The sequence below is a fragment of the Roseateles sp. GW821-FHT09G03 genome (assembly GCF_059416045.1).
Genome location: NZ_JBWKOK010000007.1, coordinates 240,194 through 267,026, shown reverse-complemented (window position 1 = coordinate 267,026; position 26,833 = coordinate 240,194). Strand labels below are relative to the sequence as shown.

The following is a 26,833-nucleotide window of genomic DNA, read 5'->3' as shown; positions in this document are numbered from 1 at the left end:
TCGACAAGCTGTAATTCGTTTCCACCTGAAGGGTTCTTTGTACCGCGATCAGAGTTGTGTCTTACTTGATCCGAGCGGCGACTCGGCTCGATCATTGAGTGTCGACAGCAAGGTGGTCGCCATCATCAGGGTCGTCGGCAGCAGTGTCTCGAATATCTGAACCGCTGAGCCCGTTCGGCGGCAAGCTCAGCTCACCTACGTTGCACCGAAGCGAGGCGTTCCCGGACCCGCTGACCGAATCAGTTGATCAAACCGCCCTCGTCCCCTTACACACCGGCCACGTCGAACACGCATAAATCGGCTTCCCCGCATCCGGCCCGCGCTTGACCGTGCGCAGCACCATCGGATTCGAGCAAGCCGGGCAGACCACCATCGTGACGTCCGCCGCCGCCTGTTGCGGTGTGGGTTGCGGCGCTGCCGTCGCCGCCAGCAGCGCCGTCAACTTCGGCCCATCGATGAGCCGCATGTTCCGCCCCTCCGCGAACGCGACAGCCTCCTTGGTGAACCGCCCCGACGTCACCACGAACCCACCCGCGGCGCCGCGCGCCGCCATCACCCCGTAGAGCTCCCTCAGCACGCTCACGCCCACCTTGTCGGCCTTCCAGTGCTGGCACTGGACGAGGAAGGTCTCGTTCCCCGTCGGCGACGGCTTGCGCAGCACGAGGTCGACGCCGCCCTCGGGGCCGCTGCCGCCGATCTCGACCACGGTGAAGCCCTTCAGCCGGAACGCCTCGCCGATCTGGAGCTCGAACTGGTGCCAGGTCATGCCCGCCATCGCGGCAGCGTCCTCGCCCGGGCCGGACGGCTCCTGCAACGGCCTCGTCGCGCGCGGCCGGAGGACAGCCATCACCGCCGCGCCCATTGAAGCGAACAGACCCCGCGGACCCTCTCCCGAGGTTCCCTTGTTTCTTCCGGCCATGGCGGCACTCTCCCTGAAGACGTCCGTGGAGTATCGCGGTCACAGCGCCCTCAAGACACCGGCCTCTGGGAGAGCCTCTTCGGGGCTTTCTCGGTCGGTTGCTCGCTCCAAAGTTGTCCGAGATCTACGCAGGACAGCGCGACCCCACCGCGCATTTCTCGGCGACGGGTTTAGTGCCTCGCATACCTGCGCTTCCTTCTAGAGGGAATCTCGCGAACTAAAGGCCGCCATCGCTCAAACCGCCGGGGAACTTCGCCTGCCAATATTCGAAAGCTGCCTGGAAATCCGTCCCGCGACCGAAGCCATCCCATTCGCGATGCAGCTTCCGGAGCGCTTCGAGGGTCGCAGCATCAGCGTCACAGCGACCTTCAAGAGCTTCGATCCAAGCCGCGATCTGACGAGCCTGTGCCCCATGACGATCGATGGTTTTGGACTTGGAAAGTACGCGCTCCAGCCCTTGAATGTTGTAGTGCTGAATCGTCATGTCGATGAACGAACGGACCGAGGTCGCAAGTGGGTCATTCGCCACACTCTCAAGCTCTCCGAGTCCCTCAATCAGTTCATCGTCGTCTGGCAATCTGTGTATCGGGAACGCTTCGATGCCCGGGACGTCCAAAAGGTCGAATGCTTCCGTGGTTGGTCTGTCGTGCCAGGGCTTTCGACCAATGGAGAAGGCGTCCTGCCTCATCCATCGGTGCTTCGCTCCACCCTCGCCCAGCGGTAGCAAAAGTTGGTCATGCTCGACCACTTCGCAGCCGAACTCCACTGCCCGATCAAAATCGATTGAGTAGACGATGCAGGTGGATCCGACGGGGGCCGAGCCGATCGCGAAGTAGAGGGCGACCTCTGGTGTCGCGGAAAGGTCCAACAACGGAGAACACATCAGATAGTGTTGAAGCAGCGCGAGCCGATGCGCTTCTCCAACTCGAACGTATCCGGCAATTCCTTGACTCTGACGGGCGCGGTCGGCCATCACGCATACACAGAGCCTCCACATCGCTTCCTTCTCCGAGTCGTCCAAGCGGGTGATGGAAGGTTGAACCGTCGGCCACACCTTGCTCTGCCCACGAAACAGTACGAGCCGTCCCGCAGCTTCCGCAGCCGCCTTCTTCTGGAGCATCCAGGCCAATGCGCGAGTTGCGGTTGACATCGTGTCCTCCAGGTGTTTACGACGCGGAAGAATGTGCCACCGGACCGATGCGTCCGCATCCCCATCCATGGGGACGCATGTCGCTGTACGCGAGCTTGTTCAAGCGCGGCGGGCCGGGCGCTCAGTCCTCCGCCGCCAGCAACTGCCCGATCTCGCGGCGCGTGCTTTTCACCGCCTGATCCAGCACCGGCACCAGCGCCGCCAGGCTGCTGCCCCGCGCCGTCACGAAGCGCTCGGTCAGGCTGCCCAGCGGCGACGGGCCGACCTTCAGCCTGTCCAGGTTGCCGCCCGAGTCCGCGACGCGCTGCCTCAGCACGCGCACATCGGTGTTGAAGTGATTCGCCAGCAGCACGTCGCACCGGCCGGCCATGAGCTGCCGGACCCGCGTCCGGAAATCCCCGGACACGTACTCCACCGCGTAGATCGAGCCCTTGGCCGCCTCCAGCGCGCGGCCGTAGTCGAGCCCCCGCACCACGCACACCCGCAGGTCCTTGAGGTCCTCCACCGCGCGCAGCTCCCGATCCACGTCGCTGCGCGCGATCGGCCACACCCCGCTGACGAAGACGTCCTCCGAGAACAGCAGCCGCGACGACCGGCTCGACGCCCGCCCGGCCCCGAACCCCAGAGTCCAGCCGTTCTCCACCATCGCAAGCATGCGCGGCACCGGCACCAGCTGGTAGTCCCAGGTGAGATCCGCGTTCCGGCCGATGAGCTCGAGCACCGGCTTGATCCGCGCGATGTTGATCCCTTCCGGGAGCGCGAGCGGGATCACCTGCGTCGTGGGCAAGGCGGGCGCCGCCGAGGCCCTCGTGCCCGCGAGCAGCGCGACCAGCGGCGCCAGCGCCACGGCGCGACGGCGCACGCCTGGCCCGCGCACGAGCGCGCGCTCAGTGCGCGCTTCCTGCTGGTCCTCCCCGACGCTCACTCCCTCGACGCGCTTCATGACCACGATCGCTCTTTTCCCCGCCGGTGCGTCCGGCTTTGCAGGGAAGGCTACCCGCGATGGTTGAAGGCTTGGTGAAGGAAGCGTTGGGGTTTGAGCGCGGCATGAAAAAGGGGCCGAAGCGCCCCAACGGGTGATGAGGTCGAGGATCAGTTGCAGGGTTGGGCATCCGTGGCTAATTACTGGCGGCCTTTTCCGCTGCTTCCGCCTTCTCAGCCTCGGTCAGGTAACACTTCTCCACGCGCAGCTGCGCCATGCGCCGCATCTTCTGGTCCTCTGAAGCAAGATCCTTCAGCCGCACTTGTCGGAAAAGCGCGGGCTGCCGCCAGACCAACAGGGCTTTTTCTTGCGAACTGGCAAGAGGAATCGCTTTCAGGAAGGGCTCGCCGCCCTTTGCCGCGGCGATCTCGATGTCGTCCTTCCCGGTCTTCAATTCACAGCGTTTCGCGGACGCCGCATCGAACTCGAAGGCAATGGCACTCAAGGCGACGTTGCCGAAAGGCGTGGCCGTTGGCGAAAACAGACCTTGCGTGGCAAGCCCGCAGGACACGATGGTGAAGAACGCACCGAGCATCATGGCCAAGGACTTTGAAAAGCGGCGCATGCGCGCCTGGTCCAGGTCGTTCGGGGACAGTGGCTCGGTGCGAAGCAGGAGATTCAGCATCGATCGACCGTTGGCGGGCTTGGGAATGGACGGCTCGACCGCGGCAGAGATCATGAAGAGCACCTGAATGATGGACGAGGCTCCCGTCAGCAGCAGGCCAACGCCCAGGCAGGCCATAAAGCATGTGGCGGTCAGGAGCGTCATCGGCACGTTCACTGCCGCCGTGTCCAGCAGCTCGCTCACCCACATCTGGGCGTAGCCTTTGGCCATGTACGCCACGGCGATCGGCACAGCGAGAACGCCAATCTTGACGAGCGGTTCCTCCCACAGCCGACGGATCGTCGGGATGGCAAAAAGCAGCGAGAGTGTGAGCCCGACGACGACCAGCGCGTGAGCGAGCAGCGTCATGGTGAGGGTGATGATTTCAAGCGGCTGGAAGAGGCTATAGACCAGCCAGATTCCAGCCAGGACGTGGCCGACGATCGTCAGCCAGAGCCGTGTCTGGCTCAGGGCTTCGACCTCGGCCTGCACACGCTTCTGAAGACGCTTGCGACGGTCCCTGAACGTTCGCAGCGCCCATAGCCCCGCGAAGAAGAAGCCAACGAGGGTCAGACCGCTCAAGAACGCAATGAGCACCCACGAGACCATGTCCTGCATCAGATTCCTGCTTGTGTATTGTTTCGGTCTCGCTTTTTCGGCATGGCTCCTGGACTTGTGAGCGTGTTCGGTATTCCGATGTGCGAATTTCGAAATGGACGATGGGGCCACGTCTTTCCATAAGCCGCTTCCCCGGACGGGAGCGATGCGAGCGCTTCCGCGCCGAGTCTTGCGCACGAAGGGCATCCTCCAAAGGAGAGAGCCGCAATTGGCCGGCTCGCGCCAACATCGGTGTGACTTCACCTCGCCCGCACCGATGCAGTACCGCTCCTTCCCATCGCTCATGCTCGGCGGTCTCGCGCTCGTCGCGACCGCCGCCCACGCCCAATCCACCGTCACGATCTACGGGCGCCTCAACGTGTCCCTCGAGCACGCGGACGCCAGCCATTCCCCGCGTGACCGTGCGATCAACCGCGAGTCCAACAACCGCTCCGTGATCGGCTTCCGCGGCGTCGAGGACCTGGGCGACGGCGTCCAGGCGCTGTTCCAGATCGAGGGCTCGCTCGCGCTCGATACCGGCGTCGGGCCGTCGCTCGCCAACCGCGACACCCGCGTCGGGCTGCAGACTCCGTACGGACTGCTGTTCGCCGGGCACTGGGGCACGCCGTACCTGCTGTCCACCAGCACCTTCGATCCCTGGTACCCGACCACCGCCGGCTACATGGCCCTGATGGCCAACGGCTCCGCGCCCACCACCAACCACCTGGGCAACACCGCGTCCTTCGACCGGCGGCAGCAGAACATCGTCCAGTACTGGACCCCGGCGTGGAGCGGCCTTCCCGGCCTCACCGGCCGCGTCGCCTACGGCTTCAACGACGGCGAGGTCGGCCCCAACGGCGCCCGCCCGCAACTGCTCTCCGCCTCCATCACCTGGGACGACGGCCCCTGGAACCTCGCGCTCGCCCACGAGCAGCACCGCGACTACCAAGGCCCGCATCTCGTCGACTCCGCCACCAAGCTCGGCGCCGCCTACCGCGTCGGCCCGGCGCGACTCGCCACCGCCATCGAGCGCCTGCGCTACGAGACGCCGCTCGGCGCCCTGACGCGCGACAGCGCCTTCATCGCCGCCACCTGGCAGATCGGCCCGACCAGCTTGCGCGCCAGCTTCACCCACGCCGGCGAGGGCAAGGGCCCCGCCGGCACCCGCGTCGGCTTCATCTCGGCGGGCGACGACACCGGCTCGCGGCAATGGACGCTCGGCGTGGACTACACGATGTCCAAACGCACCGGCCTCTACGCTTATGTCTCGCGCATCGACAACCAGGCCCGCGCCGCCTACGACTTCGCGATCAACCCGCTGGGCGTCGGCGTGGGCGAGAAGCCCACGGTGGTCGCGGTGGGGATGCGGCACGCCTTCTGATTTCCCGTCGCCCACTTTCTCGTCGCCAACCGCTCGCCAACCGCTCAAGGAGACCCGCCATGGGAGAACGCATCACCATCACGACGCCCGCCGGCTCGTTCGGCGCCTACCTCGCCCGGCCGAAGGCGTCTTCCGCACCGGCCATCGCCGTGATGCAGGAGATCTTCGGCATCAACAAGGACATGCGCGAGACCTGCGACTGGCTCGCGGACCAGGGCTTCATCGCCGCCTGCCCCGACCTGTTCTGGCGCCTCGAACCCGGCGTCGAGATGTCCGACGGCTCCGAGGCGGAATGGAAGAAGGGCTTCGCGCTCTACCAGGCCTTCAACGTCGACACCGGCGTCGAGGATTCCGCCGCCACGATGCAGCACCTGCGCGATCTGCCCGGCTGCAACGGCAAGGTCGGCATCACCGGGTTCTGCCTCGGCGGGCTGCTGACCTTCCTCACCACCGCCCGCCAGCGCTCCGACGCGTCCGTCGCCTACTACGGCGGCGCCACCGAGCGCTACGTCGAGGAAGGGCGCACCATCGCCACGCCCCTGCTGATGCACCTCGCCGGCAGCGACGAGTACATGTCCGCCGACGCTCAGCAGCAGATCCGAGACACCCTCGCCGGCAACCCGAACATCACCATCCACACCTACCCCGGCCGCTCGCACGCCTTCGCCCGCCGCGGCGGCCAGCACTACGAGGCCGAGGCCGCCACCCTCGCCAACGACCGCACGATCGCGTTCTTCCGCGAGCACCTCGGCACTTGACGCCATCGCCCCCGCGCCCGCACGGCCGCTCGGCCCGGTGCTCGTTCTGCGAGCCACGAGCCGTCGCGGCTCCGGGCCGCCGGCTGTCCCTCATGTCGTGCGCGGCATATCCATATGCCCGATGACGGGGGCGACTGGTGGCAACATGGGCCCTTCCTACGAACAACGAGGGGCCCCATGAAAGCACTCCGCACTTCCCTGATCGCAGCCGCGCTGCTCGCCGGCGCTTCCCTCGCGGCCCACGCCGCCGACCTGCTCGACGACGTGAAGTCGCGCGGCACGCTGCGCGTCGCCGTCGAAGGCACCTACCCGCCGTTCAACTTCAAGGACGCCAAGGGCCAGCTCGACGGCTTCGACGTCGACATCGCCAAGGCCATCGCCGCCAAGCTCGGCGTCAAGCCCGAATTCACCACCACCGAGTGGAGCGGCATCCTCGCCGGCCTGCAGGCCGGCAAGTACGACGTGATCGTCAACCAGGTCGCCGCCACCGACGAGCGCCGCAAGACCTTCGACTTCAGCGCCCCCTACGTCACCTCGTATCCCCAACTGATCATCCGCGCCAACGAGACCCGCCCGCTCAACACCGCCGCGGACCTCAAGGGCAAGAAGATCGGCGTCGGCCAGGGCAGCAACTTCGCCGAACTCGCCAAGTCCTGGGAAGGCACCGACGTGCGCACCTATCCCGGCGCCACCGAGTACCTCCAGGACCTCGCCACCGGCCGCATCGACGCCGCCCTCAACGACAGCCTGCTGATCCCCTACCTCAAGGACAAGACCAAGCTGCCCGTCAAGGCCGGTGCCGCCATCGGCAAACCCGCCACCAACGCGATCCCGTTCCGCAAGGGCAGCCCCAAGTTCCAGGCCGCCATCGACAAGGCCATCACCGACCTCCAGGCCGACGGCACCTACGCGAAGATCTCCACCAAGTGGTTCGAGCGCGACGTCAGCAAGCCGATCGACAACAAGTGATCCTTCGCTGAATGCGCGGTGATCGGACGATCGCCGAACGTTCTCCGAACCATCCGCGAACCATCTCCGAACGGGCCGGCGCGAATCCTCGCGCCGGCCCTTTTCTCTTGGACGTCTGCAAGCCTCTCGCAGACGTCCTGGCCGCAGGGCCACCTCAGCGGCTCTTGTTCTGTGCCTTCACCGGCGCGTAGGCGGCCGTCACGTCCGTCTGGCCCTGCGTGCCGCTCGCCGTCCCGGTCAGGAAGGCCACCGTCGCCTCGCACAGCGCACGGCCCTCCGGCGTCCCCGCCCAGCGATCGCCGCCGCTCACCAGCGCGATCTCCTGCGTCGTCAGCTCTTCAAACATCATCGACCTTTCAAGTCCTGTCAGTCATGAGGATCCGTTCCTCCGCAGCCCCATGCCGCGGGTGAACACGCATCGGCGACGTGGCCCGGAAAGCACCTTGGAAAGTGCCCTGGAGCGTGTTGTGGAGCGGGTCCTGGAAGACCCGTTACGCCGCCGATGTGAGATCAACTCTAGGTCGATGGGCCCGGGAAGAAACTCCCCCGCGAGAGGGCTGCGATGGGGGCCACCGGAAGGGGGAGACGATCCGCATCGCGCAATGCGCCGCCCTCCAGCACGACCACGCGCTCCGCGCCGGCGATCGTGTCCGGCCGGTGCGCGATCATCAGCCGCGTCAGCGGCAGCCCGGCGAGGTTCGCCGAGACCGCGCGCTCGCGCTCGACGTCCAGGTGGCTCGTCGCCTCGTCCAGCGCCAGGATCTTCGGCCCGCGATACAGCGCCCGCGCCAGCAGCAGCCGCTGCTTCTGGCCACCGGACAGCCCGCTGCCGAGGTCGCCGACCAGCGTCTGGTAGCCCATCGGCATGCCGCGGATGTCGTCGTGGATCTGCGCCAGCATTGCGCAGGCCGTGACGCGCTCGAGGTCCGGCTGCGCGTCGAAGAACGCGATGTTGTCCGCCAGCGATCCCGTCAGCAGCACGTCCTCCTGCATCACCGTGCCGATCCGTGCGCGCACGTTCTTCAGGCCCAGCTGCCGCATCGGAACGCCGCCGTAGCGCACCTCGCCCTCGACCGGCTCCAGCAGGCCCAGCAGCACCTTCAGCAGCGTCGTCTTGCCCGCGCCGCTCGGTCCCGTGATCGCGACGCTCTGGCCCGCCGGCACCGTCAGGGTCACCTGGCGCAGGATCCACGGCTCGCGCTCGCCGTAGCGGAAGCTGACGTCGCGCAGTTCCAGACTTGCATCCAGGTGCGCGAGGTCGCTGAGCGGCGCCTCGTCCGGCTCGGGCGCTTCCAGGGCGATGTCGGCCAGGCGCTCGGCGTGCAAGCCGAGCATGCGGAACTCGACCGCGAAGTCGATCAGCGCCGACACGCGACCGGTGAACTGGCTCCGGTAGCTGAGGAACGCGAAGAGCATGCCCACCGTCATGTTCACCGTCCCGGCCTGTTGAGCCAGTTGTGCGGCTGGTTGTGCGACCTGCTGCCCGTCGAGGATCAGCCCGGCGCCGAGGAACAGCACCAGCAGGTTCTCCACGCCGGACAGGAAGGTGTTGGCCGCGCTCATCGCCATCGACAGTCTGGCGGTGCGGACATCGCGGTTCTGGACCTCGACGATCAGGTTCTGCCATTGCGCGCGGCGCTCCTGCTCGCGGCCGAAGAGCTTCAGCGGCGTCATCGCGCGCAGCGTCTCGAGGAAGTGCGTGCTTTCGCGCGCGGCGACGACCAGGCGCTCGGCGGAGGCTTCCTTCAACGGCCGGTAGGCGGCCCAGCGCAGCAGCCCGTAGAGCGCGACGGCGCCGAGCACGACGAGCGCGAGTTGCCACGCATAGAGCGCCATCATGACCAGCGCGGCCATGGCCATCAGACCGTCGAGGACGGCCTCGATCGCGGAGGTGGTCAGCGTCTTCTGGATCGCCTCGACGGCGCCGAAACGCGAGGTGATGTCGCCGAGGTGGCGACGCTCGAAGAAGCCCACCGGCAGCCGCAGCAGGTGTGCGAAGGTGTTGCCGCGCCACTGCAGCGAGAGCGTCTGCGTGAGCAGGATCAGCATCCACGAGCGCGCCAGGCCGAGCGCCGTCTGCGTGACGAGCAGCAGGCCGAAGCCGATGACGAGTACCTTCAGCAGGTCGCGGTCGCCGGAACTGAGCACGTCGTCGACGATGAGCTGGTTGCACAGCGGCGCGACGATCGCGAAGAGCTCCAGCACCAGCGCGACCAGCAGGATCTGCGTCAGCGAACGGCGCAGGCCGAGCACCTTGCCGGTCAGCGCGCCCAGCGACACGCGCGGGGCGGGCGTGGCGGGCTTGAAGGCCGAGTTCGGGGTCAGTTCGAGCGCGACGCCGGTGAAATGCGCGGAGACCTCGGCGAGCGTCAGCCGCCGCTCGCCGACGGCGGGATCGAGCACGGTGACCACGGCGCCGCGCACCTTCGTCAGCACGACGAAGTGACGGAGGTCCCAATGCAGGACGCAGGGCAGCGACAGCTTGCCGAGCTGCGACAGGTCGAGCTTGAGCGGCCGGCCCGAGAAGCCCAGCCCGGCGGCGACCTCGAGCAGGTCGCGCAGCGTCATGCCCTTCAGCGCGGCGGGGAAGCGGCGGCGCAGTTCGGGCAGCGTCACGGCGGTGCCGTGCGCCGTCGCGATCATGGCCAGGCAGGCGAGGCCGCATTCGGCGATCTCGGACTGGAGCAGCGGCGTGAGACGGGCCGTCAAGGCTGGACCCGCCTGGCCGTCGCGAGCAGCGGCTCCATCAGCCATTCCCAGATGCGCCGGTGCTCGAGGGTCACGTCGGCGTCCAGCGCCATGCCCGCGCGCAGGGGCAGCGCGTGGCCGTAGGCGGCGATGTCCTCGCGATCCAGCCGCACGTCGATGCGGTAGAGCGGCTCGTTGGCCTGCGCCGCGCTGACGAGTGCCTGCGCCTGTCCCACGGGCAGGTCCTGCGGCGCGATCGGGGTCGGGCTCACGTGGGCGACCTCGCCCCTGGCCATGCCGAACTTCTGGTACGGATAGGCCGCGTAGCGCAGCCACACCGGCTGGCCGGGTTGAACGAAGCCGACGGTGCGGCTCGGCGCGTAGAGCTGGGCGAGCAGGCGCGGCGGTGGACCGATGGTCGACAGGCCTGACGTCGGAACGAGCGTGACCAGGGTCTGCCCGGTCTGGACCGCTTGTCCGGCGTGGAGCGGCAACGCGCTCACGCGCCCGTCGCGCGGCGCGTTCACGGTGACGCCGGCCCGGGCCTGCAGCTCGGCGCGCTCCTGCTCCAGTTGCGCGACGACGCGATCAAGTTGCGTGAGCGAGGTGGCCAGCCCGGTCGGGATCGAGGCGAGTTCCGCCTCCAGCGCCCGGGAGTCGCGCGTCAGCATCTCGATGGCCCGTTGCGCGCCACGCTCCCGCGCGCGGAGGTCGAGCAGTTCCTCGTCCTTCTGCTGGGCCTGGATCTCGGACACGTAGCCGCTCGCTGCCAGCGCGGCGTAGCGCTTCAGGCTCCGCTGCGCGAGTTCGACGCGCTGGCGGGCCATGTCCAGTTCCTCGGTCGCCTGGGCCGTCTCGACGCGCAGGCTGCGCAGCCGTGCGGCGATCGTCTCGCGATGCTCGTCCGCCTGCCGTCGTTGCAGTCGACGTTCGGTGGCCAGGCTCTCGCGGCGCGCCTCGACCGCGCGCAGGTTGAGCGCCGTCATGTCGCCGCCGTCGACGACGCGTTCGCTGCGCACGCGCACCAGGGCTTGTCCACGCCGCACCTCGTCGCCTTCGACGATGAGCAGTTCCTCGACTTGTCCCGCCAGCGGCGCGGCCACCTGCAGCAGGCCGCCGACCGGCATCAGCAGCCCGGGCACCCGCGCCTTGCGCCTGACCTGGCCGACCAGCGCGAAGCCGATCAACGCCAGCGCCAGCACCACCGCGATCGCCGCGACGAGCGCGGCTTCCGGCCGCTGTGCGACGCGGATGCTCCCCATCCATGAGGCTTGTTGGGCCTCCCTGACCGCTGCCCGAAACATGAGAAGTGCGCTCGTCCGTGACGCCGCGGGTGCGGCAATGGATCGGATTCTTCGGCCGATTCAGACGAGACGAGGGTCGGCGGGGAGGGGGCTCCGAAAGAGGATTGATTTCCCTCGACAGACATGCTCGCGCCGAGGCGTCGGTGCCTGGGAATGACGTGCATGTGTGGAGGGACCACACGTTGTTGTTGTCGCTGCCCCTGGATGGGTGGTCATCGACAGCCTGAAGACACCCGCCAGAGGGCGAGGCCGTGGCGGATCACACAAGCCGGCTGGCCCCGATCGGGGAGGACGGGTCGATGCCAGCGCACGGATTTCCGATCCGGATGTGGCGCGGCGCCCACGCCGGTGAGGGCGGGGCGCCGCGAGGGGGCCAGTCGTTGCCATCGTCTGCCCGCGCTGGCCGCCACCGGGTGGCGCGCCGGGCCGACGACCTCACTTCTTGCGGTCCTTCATCTGGGCGGCGGCGTACTGCTTGACCTGGTCGAGGGTGACCGAGCCGGTCTTCTGCGTGTCGACCTCGTCGAAGTGCTTGGCGAGGCGGGGCATGCCGGCCTGGGCTTCGGCCTTGGTCAGCTTGCCGTCGTGGTCCTTGTCCGCGGCGGCGAACCGGTCCTCGAGCTTCTGGGCGGCCTTGCCGTTCTGCGCATGCGCGGGCAGGGCGGTGAGGGCCAGGGTCGCGATCACGGCGCCGGCCATGGCGGTCAGGACTGCTTTCATGTGAACTCCGCTGAAGTGGAGCCTGAAGCATCGCCGCAGCCTGTGCTGCCGTTGATGCGGCGTCGGTAAAGCTTCGTCAACGGGCGTAGCCGGGCGTGTCGTTGGCGTCGCCAGCTCTCACAGCGCGACATGTCGTTGCCAGCGACACGTCCGCCGAACGTGTCGCAAGAATCGAGTTTTGACGACATGAGACCGACCTCATGTCGCCGCGGACGACACGTCAGAAGAACGTGTCGCAGAAATCGAGTTTTGGCGACATGAAGCCATTCCCACGGCCCACGTTCACTTGCAGAACTTGCGGATATCGTTTTGCGCGACCTGGCGGTCGTAGTCGTCGGTCGGCTTCCCGTTGCTGTGCCGGACGGCACCGGACAGGACGTCCCTCGCGAGCGCGCACTGGTAGGCGTCGGTCTCGCGGTTCAGACCGTGAGACAGCGATGGCGGCACATAGGGGGTCTGCCGTGGTGGCGGCGCCACGGGCGGCTTCTTCGGGGTTTCCAATCTCGCCGGATCCACGGGCGGCGGAGCCGGCACCGGCTGGGGCGGCGGTGGCGGCTTGACCTCGGTGTGAGGGGTGGCGGCGTCGGTCGGTTTGCGCTCCGAGTACTGCACGCGGCCGTTGGCGTCGACCCATTTGTAGACCTGCTGCGCGTGCGCCGCGATGGCCGGCCATGTCAATGCGATGGCGATTGCCGCCATCCCCATGTTCTTCTGCGCCTGATATGCCATGGCGCCCTCCCTGGAACCGCTTGTTCTTGTGAAAGGCAGGACTGTAGCGAAGAGGGTGCGAGAACCGCATCCCTCTGTGAGGGGATCGCACCACATCCAGACGATGCTGCTTTACGGCGAGGCGCTGGTGCATTCCATCTGACGTTTCATCGAGCGACCTTCCCTCGCTTCGACGGCGCGATCGCCTTCGAAGGATCTGTGCGACCTGACTTCTTCTGGCCCGGTCCGGAGATCTTTGTCCACCGGATGCCGGAGGCCGCCGCCGCCGCCAGCAGTTCCTTGTGCTCACGTGCGCGCAGTTCCTGCGTCAGCATTTCGATCTCGTCGAGCGCGGCGCGCTCACGCAAGTGCTTTTCCTTGAAGGCCATCACGCCGGCGCGTGACACCCGGCGGTGACCCCCCTGCGTGTTCTCAGACGGACCGAACTCGCCCCGGTCGCACAGCATCGCCACATGCGGCCGGCTCAAGCCGAGCAGCTTCGCCGCCTCCGAGGTCCGGATCAGGTCCGGCGTGGGCTCGACCACGCCTGGTGCCGTTGACGGCACGAGCCGCAGCAGCACTGATCCCTGCTGCGTCGGGTCCATGAGGTATTCGACTTTCACCCGTCTATCCCCAAAGGTCTGATCTCTCACCCGCATCACCGAACTGGCCAGCACCTCCAGATCGGTCAGCACCTGCTCCAGGGTGCGATGCACGTCGGCCAGGGCCTCCGGTGCCGGGTAGGGATCGTTTTCGCTCAGATGCGCGCAGATCGCGAGCGCGCGCTGGATGGCGGCGCTGACCGACTCCGGCGCGCTGTTGCTCGCCCCAGGCGTGAGGCGCATCGGCTTTGATCTGCGTCGCGGCTTCTCGATCTCCGTCGGCGGCGACGGCGGCGGGGTCGCCCGACGGCTGCGTGACGAACGGGCGGAGGCGGAAGGCTTGGAGGTGCTCATGCGGCTCATCCTAGCGCTGTCACCATGAACTCGAAAATAGCGAAATCAGGTTGGCCCGTTCAAGCCAGCTTGTCCTGTCTACACTGACGCCCCTTCCCCGAGCCCCTTCATGCAACCGCTCCTCGACGCCATCGCCACGCTCCAGCGGCCCACCGACGCCTGCCGCGTCTTCCACGGCCGCGGCGGCCGGTTTCCCGGCTGCGAGCAGTGGGCGCTCGACGTCTATCCGCCCGTCTTCCTGCTGACCAGCTTCGCGCCGGTCACGGACGAGGAACTCGCCCGCATCGGCGAGGCGCTCGCCGCGCGCTGGGCCGAGATCGCCCCGGGCGAGCCGCTGAACTGGCTCTTCCAGCATCGCGACGAGAACCGGCCCACCAACCGGCTGATGGCCGGCACGCTGCCCGACGAGCACGTCGTGGAGGAAGACGGCGTGCGCTTCCATGTCAACCTGCCGCACGGACAGAACCACGGCTTCTTCCTCGACATGGCCGAAGGCCGCCGCTGGGTGCGGCGCTGGGCGCAGGCGCATCCGGGCGCCACGGTGCTCAACCTCTTCGCCTATACCTGCGCCTTCTCCGTCGTCGCACGGCACGCGGGGGCCGGCGCCGTGGAGAACTACGACATGGCCCGCGGACCGCTCTCGACCGGCCGGCGCAACCACCAGCTCAACGGTGTGCAGGACCACGCCGCGTTCCACGCGCACGACATCTTCAATTCGTGGGGAAAGATCCGGCGCGGCGCGCCGTACGACCTCGTCGTGCTCGATCCGCCGAGCTTCCAGAAGGGCAGCTTCGTCGCGACCAAGGACTACGCGCGGCTCGCCCGCAAACTGCCTGAACTGCTTGCGCCCGGCGGTCATGCGCTCGTGTGCCTGAACACGCCCAAGCTCGGCCCCGACTTCCTGCGCGACACGATCGCCACGGAAGCGCCCGAACTCGAATTCATCGAACGCGTCGCCAATCCCGCGGCCTTCGCCGAAGTGTCGGACGAGCGCTCGCTCAAGGTGCTGGTCTACAGGAGTCCCGCCGCATGAACGTCCTCTTCATCTGCTCGCAGAACCGCCTGCGCAGCCCGACGGCCGAGTCGGTGTTCTCCTCGTGGGACGGCATCGAGTGCGACTCCGCTGGCGTGCACGAGTCCGCCGACGTGCCGCTGAGCGTCGAGCAGCTCGACTGGGCCGAACTGATCTTCGTGATGGAGAAGGCGCATCGCAACAAGCTCAACCAGCGCTGGAAACGGCACCTCGGCGGCAAGCGGATCATCTGCCTCGACATCCCCGACGACTACGAGTACATGCAGCCCGAACTCATCACGCTGCTGAAGAACAAGGTCGGTCCGCACCTGCGCAGCAAGGGCTGGTCGGTGCCGGCCCGCGCGCGGGTCGATCCCGACAAGGGCTGAATGCGGCATCTGGGCGCAGCCCGTCGCCCTTCAGAAGCTCCTCGCCTCGATCGCTTCCCTGACGCGGTCGAGCGCGACGCGCAGCCGCGCGATGTCCACCGACCCGAGCGCGAGCCGGATCGCGTGCGGCACCTGCTTCGTCGTGGCGAAGGGCTCGGCCGTCGAGACCGACACGCGCTCGTGCTGCAGCGCCATCGCGACCTGGTCTGCGCGGACCTCCTCGCCCAAGGGCAGCCAGACGAAGTAGGACGACGCATGCCCGATCCGCTTCATCGCGCCCAGCCGTTCGGCCACGAGCCGCTGCCGCCGCTTCGCGTCCTCGCGCTTCTGCGTCTCGAGCCGCGAGACCGTGCCGTCCTCGAGCCAGCCCGTGGTGATCGCGGTCATCACGCCGGGCGTGTTCCAGGTCGTCGCGCGGATGGCGCGCTCCAGCGCATGGACGCGATCCGCCGGCGCCACCGCGAAGCCCACCCGCAGGCCCGCCGCGACGCTCTTCGAAAAACCTGAGACGTAGACGGTCCGCTCCGGCGCGAGCGTGGCCAGCGGCGGCGGCGGATCCTCGGCGAGGTAGGCGTAGGCGCCGTCCTCGATGATCAACAGGTCGTGCCGCCGTGCGAGCGCCACGAGCTCGCGCCGTCGCGTCGCGGCCATGACCCAGCCCAGCGGGTTGTTCAGCGTCGGCATCGTGTAGATCGCCTTCACGCGACGGCGGCGGCACAGCGCCTCCAGCGCGTCGAGGTCGGGTCCTGCGCCGGCCGCCGGCACCGGCGCCAGTTCCAGCCGCTGCATCCCGGCCAGCAGGCGGAAGCCGGGGTAGGTCAGCGCGTCCACGGCGACGACGTCGCCCGGCTTCAACAGCGCCATCAGCGTCACCGCCAGGCCGTGCTGCGCGCCGTCGACGATCAGCACCCGGTCGCCGTCGACCGTCAGGCCGCGCCGCACGAGATGGCGCGCAATCGCGGCGCGGTCCGCCGGACGACCGCCATGCGGCTGGTAGCGCAGCAGTGCCTCCAGGTCGCCCGCGCCGGCCAGTTGGCGCAAGGCGCCACGCAGCAGCTCCGCCTGCCCCGGCAGCGACGGGTAGTTGAAACTCAGATCGACCATGTCCGCCGCCACCGCGTCCAGATCGACACCCTGGCCCGTCGCGAGCGCCGTCTCCTTGACGAAGGTGCCGCGGCCGGTCTCGCCGCTGATGAGCCCCATCGCCTGCAGCTCCGCGTACACCCGCGTCGCCGTCACCAGCGCGAAGCCCTCGCGCCCGGCGAGCTCCCGGTGCGTCGGCAGCCGCGCGCCCGCGGGCAGCACGCCGGTCCGGACCTCCGCCGCCAGCCGGTCCACCACCGCCTTGTACCTGGGCTGCGCCATGCCGTCCTCGCCTGTATCCATGACAATTTTTTGATTGTAATGATGCGCTCGCCTACGCTGTGCCTTCGCTCCCATCGAGGCACTGAGAAACATGGACACCGCATCGCGAGGCTGGCTGAACGGATTCATCGGCATGCTGATCTTCAGCGGCTCGCTGCCGGCGACGCGCGTCGCGGTGGCGGACTTCGATCCGGTCTTCCTCACGGCGGCCCGCGCCACCATTGCCGGCGCGCTCGCGCTGCTGGCGCTGTGGCTGCTGCGTGCGCCGCGTCCGACGCGCGCGCAGGCCGTGCCGCTCGTCATCGTCGCGGTCGGCGTCGTCATCGGCTTCCCGCTGCTGACGGCGCTGGCGCTGCAGCACGTGACCTCGGCCCATTCGGTGGTGTTCATCGCGCTGCTGCCGCTGTCGACGGCCGCGTTCGGCGTGCTGCGCGGTGGAGAGCGGCCGCGGCCGGTGTTCTGGATCTTCTCGATCCTCGGCAGCCTGCTCGTCATCGGCTTCGCGGTGGGACAGGGCCTGACCGCCTCGCCGGCCGGGGATCTGCTGATGCTCGCGGCCATCCTCGTCTGCGGACTGGGCTACGCGGAAGGCGCCAAGCTCTCCCGCGCGCTCGGCGGTTGGCAGGTGATCTGCTGGGCGCTGGCGTTGTCGCTGCCGGCGATGCTGGCGCTCGCGCTGTGGCGCCTGCCCGCCAGCGTCGACGGCGTCGGCGCCGCGGCCTGGGTGGGCCTCGGCTACGTGTCGCTGTTCAGCATGCTGATCGGCTTCGTGTTCTGGTATCGCGGTCTGGCGCAGGGCGGCATCGCGGCCGTCGGGCAGTTGCAGCTGCTGCAGCCGCTGTTCGGGCTCGCACTCGCGGCAGGGTTGTTGCGGGAATCGGTGAGCCCGGCGATGCTCGCGGTCACCGTCGCCGTCATCGGGTGCGTCGCCGGGGCGCGGCACTTCTCGCGCGCCCGCTGAGCGGCCGCAGACTGACTGCGGTCTCTCCGAAGGCGTGCCCCGGGGTGTACGGGAGTCTCCCTTGCCCGCCCCCGCGGCCGGCGGATCGGGCAAGTTTCCCGTCGCATCAGGCAAGCCATGACCCCTCGCACCTTCCTAGACTGCTCGGGGTCACGACGCAGCAATCAGGAGGTGGTCATGGGTGCTCGCTTCGCTTGGGATTCCTCGTGGGGATCCTGGTGGGAATCCTCGCGGTCCTGGCCGTTGCCGTCGCCCTGCGCGATGGCGTGCACGGCGGTGCTGGGGTTGGCGGCGGCGACGCCGCTCGTCCACGCCGCCGAGGGCGCCGCCACCTTCCAGCCGACGCCGATCTCGGCCACGCCGAACCGGCAGGAAGGGCTCGCCGCGTTCGCGCAGCTGGAGCGCGTGCTGAAACATCCACGATGTCTGAACTGTCACGTGCCGGACTCGCCGTTGCAGGGGGACTTCAGCCGCCTGCACTACCCGCCGGTGCAACGCGGTGCCGACGGCAAGGGCGTCGCGCCGCTGCAGTGCGCGACCTGCCACTCGACGCAGAACAGTCCGCTGCAGCACGCGCCGCCGGGGCTCGAGACCGACGGCAAGCCCGGCTGGCACATGCCGCCGGCCCACATGAAGATGAACTGGGTCGGCCTGCAGGGCGCGGCGCTATGCAAGGTCTTCCGCGAGCCGAAGACCAACGGCAACCGCTCGCTGGCGATGCTCGAGCAGCACATGCTCACGGATCACCTCGTCGCCTGGGGCTGGAAGCCCGGCCCGGGACGCGCGCTGCCGCCGCTGGACAAGGCCACCTTCGATGACCAGGTGCGGGCCTGGATCCGCAACGGCGCGCCCTGCGACGCCACCGAGCCGCTGCGCAAGTCGATCGGCACGACGAAGGCCGACGCGACGCGCGATGTCGTCGATCACCTGCGCGCGCTCGCCACCAACGATCAACAGGTTTCGAGGAGCCAGCCATGATTTCGTTCCGCCTCAACGGGCAAGCGCAGCAGGTCGACGTCCCGGGCGACACGCCGGTGCTGTGGGTCCTGCGGGACACGCTGGGCATGACGGGCACGAAGTTCGGCTGCGGCATCGCGGTCTGCGGCGCCTGCACCGTGCACATCGACGGCGAGCAGCGCCGCGCCTGCGTCACCCCGATCGACTCGGTGGCCGGCCAGCAGATCACGACCATCGAGGCCATCGGCAGTGATCGCATCGGCCTGGCCGTGCAGGACGCCTGGGTGAAGCACGACGTCGTGCAATGCGGCTACTGCCAGAGCGGCCAGATCATGGCCGCGGTGGCGCTGCTCAAGACCAATCCCAAGCCCAGCGACGCCGACATCGACGCCGCCATGAGCGCCAACCTCTGCCGCTGCGGCACCTACGTGCGGATCCATGCCGCCGTCAAGGACGCCGCGCTCGCGCTGGCCTGAAGGAGCACGACATGCGACCCATGTTCCAGTACCTGAGCGGCGAGTTGCCTGAGGGCATCGAGGATCCCGCCACCTTCGGCTCTGCGTCTTCGGCGTCGACGTCGACGTCGGACGCCACGGGTGATACCGGCGGCCTCGGCCGACGTGTGTTCCTGAAGATGAGCCTGGCGTCCGGCTTCGCGTTGTACGCGGCCGGCGCCGGCGCGCAGGAGGCCGCGGGGAACGGCGCTTCCGCGGCGAGCGCACCAGGCGCTGCCGGGGCACCGGAAGGACTCAAGCCCTTCCAGCAGCCTTCGGCCTTCGTCGCGATCGATGGCGACGGCATCGTCACGGTGACGATCGGCAAGATCGATTTCGGCCAGGGCGTGCAGACGGCGCTGCCGATGCTGGTGGCCGAGGAACTGGACGCGGATTGGAGCAAGGTCCGTTGCGAGCTCGCGCCGGCGGGCGAGGCCTACAAGGATCCCTTCTTCCACATCCAGATGGTGGGCGGCTCGACCAGCATGAAGGCGTCGTGGCAGCAGTACCGCGAGATCGGCGCCCGCCTGCGCGCGATGCTCGTCGCGGCCGCCTCGAAGCAACTGAACACGCGGGCCGCGCAACTGCGGACCGAATCGGGCAGCGTCGTCGCGCCGGATGGCCGGCGCCTCGGCTACGGCGTGCTGGCGAAGGCGGCGTTCGCCGAGCCGGTGCCGTCGACGGTGAAGCTCAAGGACCCGTCGCAGTTCAAGCTGATCGGCAAGCCGATGAACCGGCTCGACGCGCGCGCGAAGTCGACGGGGCGTCAGGACTTCGGCATCGACGTGAAGCTGCCGGACCTGCGCACCGTGGTGATGGTCCATCCGCCGGTCTTCGGCGGGAAGGTGGCGAGCTTCGACGCGGCGGCGGCCCTCGCGGTGCCTGGCGTCGAGGAGGTGATCCAGGTCCCGCTGAGCAGCGGCGCGACCGGTCTCGCGATCATCGCCAACGGCTTCTGGCCCGCGCGCAAGGCGCGCGAGCTGGTGAAGGTCGACTGGGACCTCAGCGGTCTGGAGCGCGTCGACAGCGCGGCGCAGCTGGAGCAGTTCCGCGCGCTGGCGAAGCAGCCGGGCGCGTCGGTGCAGAAGGCCGACACCTCAGCGCTGGACGCGACGACCGCAGGGAAGGGCAGTCCGGCCCGCATCACGGCGGAGTACACCTTCCCGTACCTCGCGCACACGCCGATGGAGCCGCTGAACTGCACGATCGATTTCCGTGGCGACCGCTGCACGGTGTGGGTGGGCTCGCAGTTCCAGACGGTGGATCAGGCGCAGGTGGCGGGCGTGCTGGGGCTGAAGCCCGAGCAGGTCACGCTGAACACGATGACTGCGGGCGGCGGTTTCGGTCGCCGGGCGACGCCGACCTCGGACTACCTCGTCGAAGCCGCGCAGGTGGCCAAGGCGCGCCATGCCGCGGGCAAGCGCGGTCCGATCAAGATGATCTGGACCCGCGAGGACGACGTGCGCGGCGGCTTCTACCGTCCGACGCACCTGCATCGCGTCGAGATCGCGCATGACGGCAAGGGCAAGGTCCTCGCGTGGAAGCATGTGATCGTCGGCCAGTCGATCACGATGGGCACGCCGTTCGCGGACTTCATGGTCAAGAACGGCGCGGACGCGACGATGACCGAGGGCGTGGCCGAGAGCGCCTATCCGTTCCCGATCGCGCTGGACGTCCACCACCCGAAGGTCAACGTGCCCGTGCTGTGGTGGCGCTCGGTCGGCCACACGCACACGGCGTTCGTGATGGAGACGCTGGTCGATGAACTGGCGCGCGCCGGGAAGATCGATCCCGTGGCCTACCGGCGGCAACTGCTCGCCAAGCATGCGCGGCATCTCTTGGCGCTGGACTTGGCGGTGGAGAAATCCGGCTATGGCAAGACCAAGCTGGCCAAGGGCCACGCCTGGGGCGTGGCGGTGCACGAGTCCTTCAACACGGTGGTCGCCTACGTGGTCGAGGTGTCGATCAAGGACGGCCGGCCGGTGCTGCACAAGGTGACGGCGGGGGTGCATTGCAACCTCGCGGTGAACCCGCGCACGATCGAGGCGCAGGTGCAGGGCGCGCTGGTGATGGGCGTCGGCATGACGCTGCCGGGCGCGCAGATCACACTGAAGAACGGCGAGGTCGAACAGGGCAACTGGAACGACTACCGCGTGCCCATCCATGTGGATGCGCCCAAGGTCGACCTGCACGTCGTGCCGTCGGCGGATCCGCCGACGGGCATGGGCGAGTGCGGCGTCCCGCCGATCGCGCCGGCGATGGCGAATGCGATGGCGGTGCTGACGGGGAAGAGGATTCGGAGTCTGCCGTTTCCGGTGTGAGGCGTTGCTACGTCCTCTTCGGCGCTGAGAGCACGCCCGCTCGTTCAGCGGGCGCCTGCCTGCAGAACTCAGTGGCGGGACGCCTCGTTCTCGCCATGATCGAAATGGATGCTGGCCCAGTTCATGTATGCCTCGGCGGCCTTCAGTTCAAGGTTGCCCTCGTCGGAATCGAGAGAGAGGGCGTACAACCTCTCATCCCCGTTCTGAGTCTGTTCGAAGGAGAGGGCGGAAACGATAGGACGGCCGTTGATGAACACCTGCGTTGACACGTCGCCGTCGTCGCGCAGGAGACTTCCCGTCGATGACTCCATGCCTGTCATCCGGATGTTGATCTTCAGGCGTGTCGGAATCTTCCCCGCCATATGGTGGCAGCCCAGGCGCGAGAGCGCATCCCTGAGGGAGTGCCTGAACTTGCTGAACAGGAGAGGCGAAACGAGTCCGACATTGAAGACGTGCGTGGCAACTGACTGGACGCGAGTCAATTCGACGACCTCCAGGCGGTCCCAATCAATCGCAGGAAGTGTCAATAGCAAGTTACGGGCAGCCGCAGGCGCCATGACTAGCTCCAGTTGCCCCGCCGATGAACGCCGATTCCCCGATCGTTGCTTGAAGGGGGATATGCGCTGCATCGCTCTTCAAGGGGCCGTATTTGCCTGAGAAGGGATCCCAGAATTGCTTGGGCGTGTTGTTCGCATTGCCAGGTGCGACCTGAAGTCTTGCTCGTGGGAACCAGCTGCCTTGCGGATTGATGGCGCCCGTATGAGGGTTTCGAATGTTTCCGACAGTCTTGATCTCAAGCTTCATGCCAGAACCGGATAGCGCTTCAACGCCCTTCTGCGCCTTTGCAGGAGTTAGTCCATTTGCCTTTGCAATGCCCCTGAGCTTGGCAACCCGGTAGAGCGTTCGGAACTTGTTAAACAGCCCGACGCCAACGGCCCCTGTCGCTCCGTCAACCAGGGCGTTCTGCCATGAGTAGCATTCACCAGTAAGTTGAGAAATGGCCCAACCGGTAAGTATGCTGACTCCACCGCCCACCACCACATTGGCGAACTCCCCAGAGGGGTCTACGAGTTGTACCGGATCCGCTTCCGCGTATGCAAACGTGTTCAGTCCACCCTCCAGTCCAATCGGATCGCTTTGAGCGTATCGACCTGTCGTTGGGTCATAGTCCCGGAAGTAGTTGTAGCTCAGCCCCGACTCCTTGTCGAAGTACTGGCCGGGGAAGCGCAGGTTCAGCGCCACCGGCGCGAGGCCGCCCGGGGCTTCCTCGGGCGCTGTCGTTCCGAATGGCTCGCTGATCCAGCGCCAGCGGCCACCGTTGTTCTTATCGACCATCACGCGCGGTGCGCCGAGGTGATCCGAGAACACATAGAGCACCTCCGGATCCTGCGACGCACCGTGAAGCACAGCGACCGGAATGCCGCCCAGCCACACGTACTCCTGTGAAGGTGTCGTGCCCGAGTACTGGCCGAGCAGTTGCCCGTTCTGGTCGTAGTTGAAGTGCGTGGTGGTCGAGCCCGACATCTTGCGCACACGCTGCCCACCCGCGTCGTAGCTGTAGGTCGTCGTCGCACCGGCCTTCGTGATCGTCCCCATCCGGCCGTCCAGCCGATACGTCGTCGAATACGCGAGCCCGGTGTCGCTCAGCGTGTTGCCCATCGCGTCGTAGCCGAAGTCGCGCGTGGGATTGCTGATGCTCGTGAGACGGTTGCTCGTGGTCTCCGTCGTGTAGGCGCGCGCGACGCCGTTGAGCGTCACTCCGGTCCGGTTGCCGTTGGCGTCGTAGCCGATGGTCCAGCTTGAGGTGGGCGTGACGATGCCGGTCAGTCGGCCGAGTTCGTCGTAGCCGAAGCTCTGGTTGAGCGACTGGGCTTCGGCGGTGGCCTGTCCGGTCGTGGCGTCCAGGTGCGTGTAGCTGACGATGCGATCCGCCGCGTCATAGGTGATGTCGCGGACCCGAGAGTTCAGCGAGTAGCGGACGATCCGACCGTACTGGTCGAAGACCCGTTCGATGGGCTTCGGGCCTGCCGTGAGCAGGATGTTCCAGCTGCGCGCCGGACCGAAGGGCTCCCACTGGATGCCGGTGATCAGCGGCTGCGCGGCGCTGGACGCATCCTTGGCCACGCTCATGCTCACCGGCAGGCCTGCGTCGTACTGGATCGTCAGCACGCGGCCCGACGGGTAGGTGATGCTGATGACGTGGTCGGCGAGGTCATACCCGTAGCGCGTGGTGAAGACCGCCGTCCCCACCGTCTGGATCACCGTTACCACGCGGCCTTTGCCGTCGTAGCCGTATTTCGTGTTGCCCGCAGTTCCGGTGGCCGTCGTGAGCCGGCCGATGCCGGCGCCGAAGTCGCCGCCGGTCTGGTCGTAGGTCCACGCGTAGCTCTGTGTCGTCTGGCCGCTCTGCGTGTACACCGCAGAGGTCATGCGGTCGAGGGCGTCGTAGCCATAGGTCGCCAGCACGCCGCGGCTGTCCGTGCGGGTGAGCAGGAGCCCTTCGGCGTCGTAGGTGCTGTTGGCAGTGCCTGTGTCCGGGCTCACGAGTTGCGTGAGATCGCCAAGCCCGTTGCGCTGATACGAGGTCACCAGGCTGCGAGGATCGGTGACCTGCTTCAACTGGTCGATGCCGTCGTAGCCCAGCGCCGTCACGCCGCTGCGTGCGTCCGTGCTGGTCTTGACCCGGTCCAGCGGGTCGTACGCGTTGGTGGTCGCGAAGCCGAAGCCGCTCACCCCCTTGGCCTTGATGACCTTGGTCGGATTGCCCTTGGCGTCGTATTCGTAGTCGGTGACCGGTGCCGGAGAGACCGGCGGAGGCGGCAGCGTCGCCGCATGGGCGATCGGCACGGCTGCACCGACCATTCCGATGAGCGCGGCCACGATGGGCGCGACTGTGCTTCGGCACTTCAAGTGCCTCTTAATCCCGTTCATGGCTTACTCCCTCCCCGTCGTCTGTTGTGCCCGCCCCAGCGCGTCGAACGCACGGCTCATCGTCCGCTTGAGCGCGCCCTGCGGGTCCTTGGCGACTTCATTGGTCTTGTTGCCGCTTTGGTCGAGCGTGTACTCGACGCGGTTGCCTTGCGTGTCCGACGCGGCGACGAGTCGATGCGCATCGTCGTACTCGTAGTTCACGGCGCTGCCGTCCGGCTGGGACGACTTCTTGAGCAGGCCCGTGGGCCAGTACTCGTAGGTCGTCGTTGAGCCAGACGTCGACACCGAGGTCAGCCGCTGACGCGCGTCGTAGGTGTAGATCGTCGAAGTCAGGTTGGCGTCGATCGCCTCGAGCGGATTGCCGTAGGCGTCGTAGCGCAAGAAATTCGTGACGTGCCCGGCGGCGTTCTGCGAGGACTTCAGATCGCCCTTCGTGTGATCGGCCGTCGTGTCGGCGTAGTACTCGTTGGTGAGCACGACCCGGTTGCGCGAGTCGGTCTCCGTCAAGACCTGACCCGTCGCGTTGTAGGTCCAGCTCGTCGCGCGAGCGGCCACGCCGGACTGAAGCGTCGCGTTGAAGCCTAGCGCCCCCGTCTCATCAGTCGTCGCCTGCTCGACGCGCTTGCACAGCACGACGATGGGCTTGTCATCCGGCAGCTTCGCTTCGGAAGGCGCGCAACTGGCCACCGCGTTGCTATTGAAGGGATCAGGCTGTCCGTTATAGACAAGGGTCGTGATCCGACGCGGTTCGGCTGTCTTCGTCGCCATGCGCCAATCCGGGTGCCATTGCGAAGTCACCTTTCGCGCACCGGTCGGCACTTGCGCGCCGGCAGCCAGCACAGGCGAGCAGGCCGTGCCGGCGGCCAGGCCCTCGACGCGAGCCGACTCCAACTGGCGGCCCGCCACATAGGCATGACACGACTGACCGCCGTTGAAATCCACGCGACGGATCGCATTGGCTTCGCTGTCGTAGTCGACGGAGGAACTCGCCGCTTCGCATCCGGCGCCGGCCGGCTGCGACTGTCCCGTGAGCATCGGGGAGCCCATCAGCGGCACGCTGTCCGCGACTTCCCGCCGTCCGTCCGGACCGATAAGCACGGCCTGGATCGATTCGATCAGCGTGCGCTCCCGGACGATCCGGCGGTTTGGCAGATCGTCCGTCTCCGTGATGACCCACTTGGGCATGCGGGTCCAGGAGATGCCCCATCGTTCGCCCTGGCTGCCGGTCGCGGTCGAGATCGCGCGGCCAGCGCTGTCGTACTCATAGGTCCCGTACTGAGCGCCCGATTCGTCGATGCGCGCGGTGATGGCCCAAGGCAGGCGCGCATCGCCGTAGACATAGCCGCGTGTCGTTCCGTCGGGTGATCCAATCATCGCCAGCCCCTCGCCGGAATAAGCGAAGGTGAACCGACGTCCCGCGGGATCAACGACCGCGTTGACCCGAACGGTCGAGAAATAAGACGGATCGGGCTCGTACTCGAAGCTGAGTTTCCGCCCCGTCTCATCGGTGACGCTAGCTATCACCGGGACCATCATCGTGCCGGTCTCCTTCGCACGGACTGATCCATAGGTGAAGTCGAGGCTGCGGCCGTCGGCGTAGTGAATGCGTTTCAGGTCGGTCGAGAGGTTGCTGGAGACATAGCGTTCAACTGAGGAGGCCGCCGTGTCGTAGTAGTTCCAGGACGCGGGATAGCCGAGCCATTTCAGTCGATCGCGCTCGAGCGGCGATCTGGTGTCGCCGTAGCTGTCGAAGATCTTCATCGATCCGTCGCCGCGCAGGAAGGTGATGTAACCCAGACCACCGCCGTTCTGCAGTGCTTGCTTGTGAAGGTTGCTGTGCCAGAGCGCGCCGAACCGCGGCGTCGAGCCGCGATAACGCGAGAGCCCCTGGGCCTCGTCGAGCGGGTCGTAGCTGAGCACCAGCGAATGACCGCGCCCCCAGCTCAGCACCTGCTCCTGTTGCGACTTGCGTCCAGTCAACGCGTCGATCGGGTTGCCCACCGGCTTCTTCGCGGGACACATCTCGACAGGCCGCTTGTCGCGATACCCCATGCACATGCCCAGATCCGGCCGCCATGTCGTATTCAGCCAGGCACCGCAGTTCATGACCATGCCGAAATAGCTGTTGGTCGTGGAAGTGGTCTGATAGTCGCGGAGCTTCGCGCGGGTCACCGTCGTTACCGAGTAGGTGCAACGGTGGATGGGATAGCCATTGCCGTCCAAGCCGTAGGGAGCACACCCGCCTGGCGCCACGGTGCTGGTCTCGATGAAATCGCCGTAATCGATCGGCTTCTCGATCAGCGGCTGAAGCCGCGCCCACAACTCGGATTTGAGCGCCTCAGGCGACGAAAAGCAGGCACTGAGCCCTTGTGCCTCGGGTCGACCCGTCAGCCGGCCGACAAAGTCGTTCGCGTCGTTGAGCTTGTGACAATCGAGCGCGAATGCCGGCGTGGCGCCGGCCAGCGCCATGGACGCGAGTAGCGCGTTCCTGTGCTTGAACATGATGAGGAACTCCCGGAATCATCGAAATGACGACAGGGAGCCCCGCGGCCTGCGTGGCCGCGCTCGCGGGCAGCCGGCCAGCGTCTTTGCGCCATGAGCCGGATCGCCTCTCTCCCTGATCAGCGTCGGCGATTCTGCCAATCCGCCCGGTGCAAGACCAGCGGT

The 26,833-nt window shown here is 67.3% G+C and carries 23 protein-coding genes; 9 read left to right on the top strand and 14 right to left on the bottom strand.

All coding sequences use genetic code 11. The annotated features are described in order from the left end of the window. Window positions 1–247: 247 nt before the first annotated feature. From AC07OZ_RS24190 to AC07OZ_RS24175, 4 genes are all read right to left on the bottom strand, one after another. Entirely contained in the window at window positions 248–766 is a 519-nt protein-coding gene (locus tag AC07OZ_RS24190) for a restriction endonuclease (RefSeq protein ID WP_495469621.1), read from the bottom strand. Between the two features lie 370 nt (window positions 767–1,136). After that, on the bottom strand, window positions 1,137–2,039 hold the full coding sequence (locus tag AC07OZ_RS24185; protein WP_495469620.1) for an FRG domain-containing protein: 903 nt from the start codon (window positions 2,037–2,039) through the stop codon (window positions 1,137–1,139). Between the two features lie 151 nt (window positions 2,040–2,190). Then, the gene (locus AC07OZ_RS24180) at window positions 2,191–3,012 is read right to left on the bottom strand and encodes a hypothetical protein (RefSeq protein ID WP_495469619.1); all 822 of its coding nucleotides are present in this window, start codon (window positions 3,010–3,012) and stop codon (window positions 2,191–2,193) included. A gap of 175 nt (window positions 3,013–3,187) precedes the next feature. Further along, window positions 3,188–4,273 carry a hypothetical protein gene (locus AC07OZ_RS24175; RefSeq protein ID WP_495469618.1) on the bottom strand — a complete coding sequence of 362 codons (1,086 nt, stop codon included), beginning with the start codon at window positions 4,271–4,273 and terminating at the stop codon, window positions 3,188–3,190. Window positions 4,274–4,529: 256 nt separating this feature from the next. On the opposite strand from AC07OZ_RS24175, the gene AC07OZ_RS24170 reads away from it, so the two are divergent. The 3 genes from AC07OZ_RS24170 (at window position 4,530) to AC07OZ_RS24160 (ending at window position 7,360) form a co-directional block, all read left to right on the top strand. After that, complete coding sequence (locus AC07OZ_RS24170) at window positions 4,530–5,633, top strand: porin (RefSeq protein WP_495469617.1); 1,104 nt, start codon at window positions 4,530–4,532, stop codon at window positions 5,631–5,633. 59 nt (window positions 5,634–5,692) lie between these two features. Next, the gene (locus tag AC07OZ_RS24165) at window positions 5,693–6,391 is read left to right on the top strand and encodes a dienelactone hydrolase family protein (protein ID WP_495469616.1); all 699 of its coding nucleotides are present in this window, start codon (window positions 5,693–5,695) and stop codon (window positions 6,389–6,391) included. A 177-nt stretch (window positions 6,392–6,568) separates the two neighbouring features. After that, complete coding sequence (locus AC07OZ_RS24160; RefSeq protein WP_495469615.1) at window positions 6,569–7,360, top strand: transporter substrate-binding domain-containing protein; 792 nt, start codon at window positions 6,569–6,571, stop codon at window positions 7,358–7,360. A gap of 154 nt (window positions 7,361–7,514) precedes the next feature. On the opposite strand, the gene AC07OZ_RS24155 is transcribed toward AC07OZ_RS24160, so the two are convergent. The 6 genes from AC07OZ_RS24155 to AC07OZ_RS24130 form a co-directional block, all read right to left on the bottom strand. Next, the gene (locus AC07OZ_RS24155; RefSeq protein WP_495469614.1) at window positions 7,515–7,709 is read right to left on the bottom strand and encodes a hypothetical protein; all 195 of its coding nucleotides are present in this window, start codon (window positions 7,707–7,709) and stop codon (window positions 7,515–7,517) included. A 167-nt stretch (window positions 7,710–7,876) separates the two neighbouring features. Continuing rightward, window positions 7,877–10,069 carry a peptidase domain-containing ABC transporter gene (locus tag AC07OZ_RS24150; protein ID WP_495469613.1) on the bottom strand — a complete coding sequence of 731 codons (2,193 nt, stop codon included), beginning with the start codon at window positions 10,067–10,069 and terminating at the stop codon, window positions 7,877–7,879. Continuing rightward, complete coding sequence (locus AC07OZ_RS24145) at window positions 10,066–11,310, bottom strand: HlyD family secretion protein (protein WP_495469612.1); 1,245 nt, start codon at window positions 11,308–11,310, stop codon at window positions 10,066–10,068. Before AC07OZ_RS24145 ends, AC07OZ_RS24150 begins: the two co-directional genes overlap by 4 nt. Before the next feature lie 477 nt (window positions 11,311–11,787). After that, window positions 11,788–12,072 carry an EF-hand domain-containing protein gene (locus tag AC07OZ_RS24140; RefSeq protein ID WP_495469611.1) on the bottom strand — a complete coding sequence of 95 codons (285 nt, stop codon included), beginning with the start codon at window positions 12,070–12,072 and terminating at the stop codon, window positions 11,788–11,790. A gap of 282 nt (window positions 12,073–12,354) precedes the next feature. Then, entirely contained in the window at window positions 12,355–12,801 is a 447-nt protein-coding gene (locus tag AC07OZ_RS24135) for a DUF4124 domain-containing protein (protein ID WP_495469610.1), read from the bottom strand. A gap of 146 nt (window positions 12,802–12,947) precedes the next feature. After that, window positions 12,948–13,736, bottom strand: a complete 789-nt coding sequence (locus AC07OZ_RS24130; RefSeq protein WP_495469609.1) for a helix-turn-helix domain-containing protein — start codon at window positions 13,734–13,736, stop codon at window positions 12,948–12,950. Window positions 13,737–13,845: 109 nt separating this feature from the next. Between AC07OZ_RS24130 and AC07OZ_RS24125 the strand changes: the two genes are divergently transcribed. Beyond that, window positions 13,846–14,769, top strand: coding sequence for a class I SAM-dependent methyltransferase (locus tag AC07OZ_RS24125; RefSeq protein WP_495469608.1), 924 nt, complete (start codon window positions 13,846–13,848; stop codon window positions 14,767–14,769). Next, a complete protein-coding gene (locus tag AC07OZ_RS24120; RefSeq protein ID WP_495469607.1) occupies window positions 14,766–15,137 on the top strand; it encodes a low molecular weight protein tyrosine phosphatase family protein in 372 nt (123 codons plus the stop codon). The genes AC07OZ_RS24125 and AC07OZ_RS24120 overlap by 4 nt, the downstream gene beginning before the upstream one ends. Window positions 15,138–15,167: 30 nt before the next feature. Here AC07OZ_RS24120 and AC07OZ_RS24115 read toward each other — a convergent pair whose 3' ends face one another. Beyond that, window positions 15,168–16,502 (bottom strand): aminotransferase-like domain-containing protein, encoded by a 1,335-nt coding sequence (locus tag AC07OZ_RS24115; protein ID WP_495469606.1) that lies wholly within the window; start codon window positions 16,500–16,502, stop codon window positions 15,168–15,170. A 91-nt stretch (window positions 16,503–16,593) separates the two neighbouring features. Here AC07OZ_RS24115 and AC07OZ_RS24110 point away from each other — a divergent pair, with 91 nt between their 5' ends. From AC07OZ_RS24110 to AC07OZ_RS24095, 4 genes are all read left to right on the top strand, one after another. Next, window positions 16,594–17,463 carry a DMT family transporter gene (locus tag AC07OZ_RS24110; RefSeq protein WP_495469605.1) on the top strand — a complete coding sequence of 290 codons (870 nt, stop codon included), beginning with the start codon at window positions 16,594–16,596 and terminating at the stop codon, window positions 17,461–17,463. A 177-nt stretch (window positions 17,464–17,640) separates the two neighbouring features. Continuing rightward, window positions 17,641–18,441 (top strand): hypothetical protein, encoded by an 801-nt coding sequence (locus tag AC07OZ_RS24105; protein ID WP_495469604.1) that lies wholly within the window; start codon window positions 17,641–17,643, stop codon window positions 18,439–18,441. After that, the gene (locus tag AC07OZ_RS24100) at window positions 18,438–18,896 is read left to right on the top strand and encodes a (2Fe-2S)-binding protein (RefSeq protein WP_495469603.1); all 459 of its coding nucleotides are present in this window, start codon (window positions 18,438–18,440) and stop codon (window positions 18,894–18,896) included. Before AC07OZ_RS24105 ends, AC07OZ_RS24100 begins: the two co-directional genes overlap by 4 nt. Window positions 18,897–19,054: 158 nt before the next feature. Continuing rightward, window positions 19,055–21,235, top strand: coding sequence for a xanthine dehydrogenase family protein molybdopterin-binding subunit (locus AC07OZ_RS24095; RefSeq protein WP_495469669.1), 2,181 nt, complete (start codon window positions 19,055–19,057; stop codon window positions 21,233–21,235). A gap of 68 nt (window positions 21,236–21,303) precedes the next feature. Here AC07OZ_RS24095 and AC07OZ_RS24090 read toward each other — a convergent pair whose 3' ends face one another. From AC07OZ_RS24090 to AC07OZ_RS24080, 3 genes are read right to left on the bottom strand one after another with little or no spacing between them, the layout of a single operon-like run. Then, complete coding sequence (locus tag AC07OZ_RS24090) at window positions 21,304–21,792, bottom strand: hypothetical protein (RefSeq protein WP_495469602.1); 489 nt, start codon at window positions 21,790–21,792, stop codon at window positions 21,304–21,306. Then, a complete protein-coding gene (locus tag AC07OZ_RS24085; protein ID WP_495469601.1) occupies window positions 21,770–24,115 on the bottom strand; it encodes an RHS repeat domain-containing protein in 2,346 nt (781 codons plus the stop codon). Before AC07OZ_RS24085 ends, AC07OZ_RS24090 begins: the two co-directional genes overlap by 23 nt. A gap of 54 nt (window positions 24,116–24,169) precedes the next feature. Next, window positions 24,170–26,635: a hypothetical protein gene (locus AC07OZ_RS24080; RefSeq protein ID WP_495469600.1), complete on the bottom strand. Its 2,466-nt coding sequence runs from the start codon at window positions 26,633–26,635 to the stop codon at window positions 24,170–24,172. Window positions 26,636–26,833 lie beyond the last annotated feature (198 nt).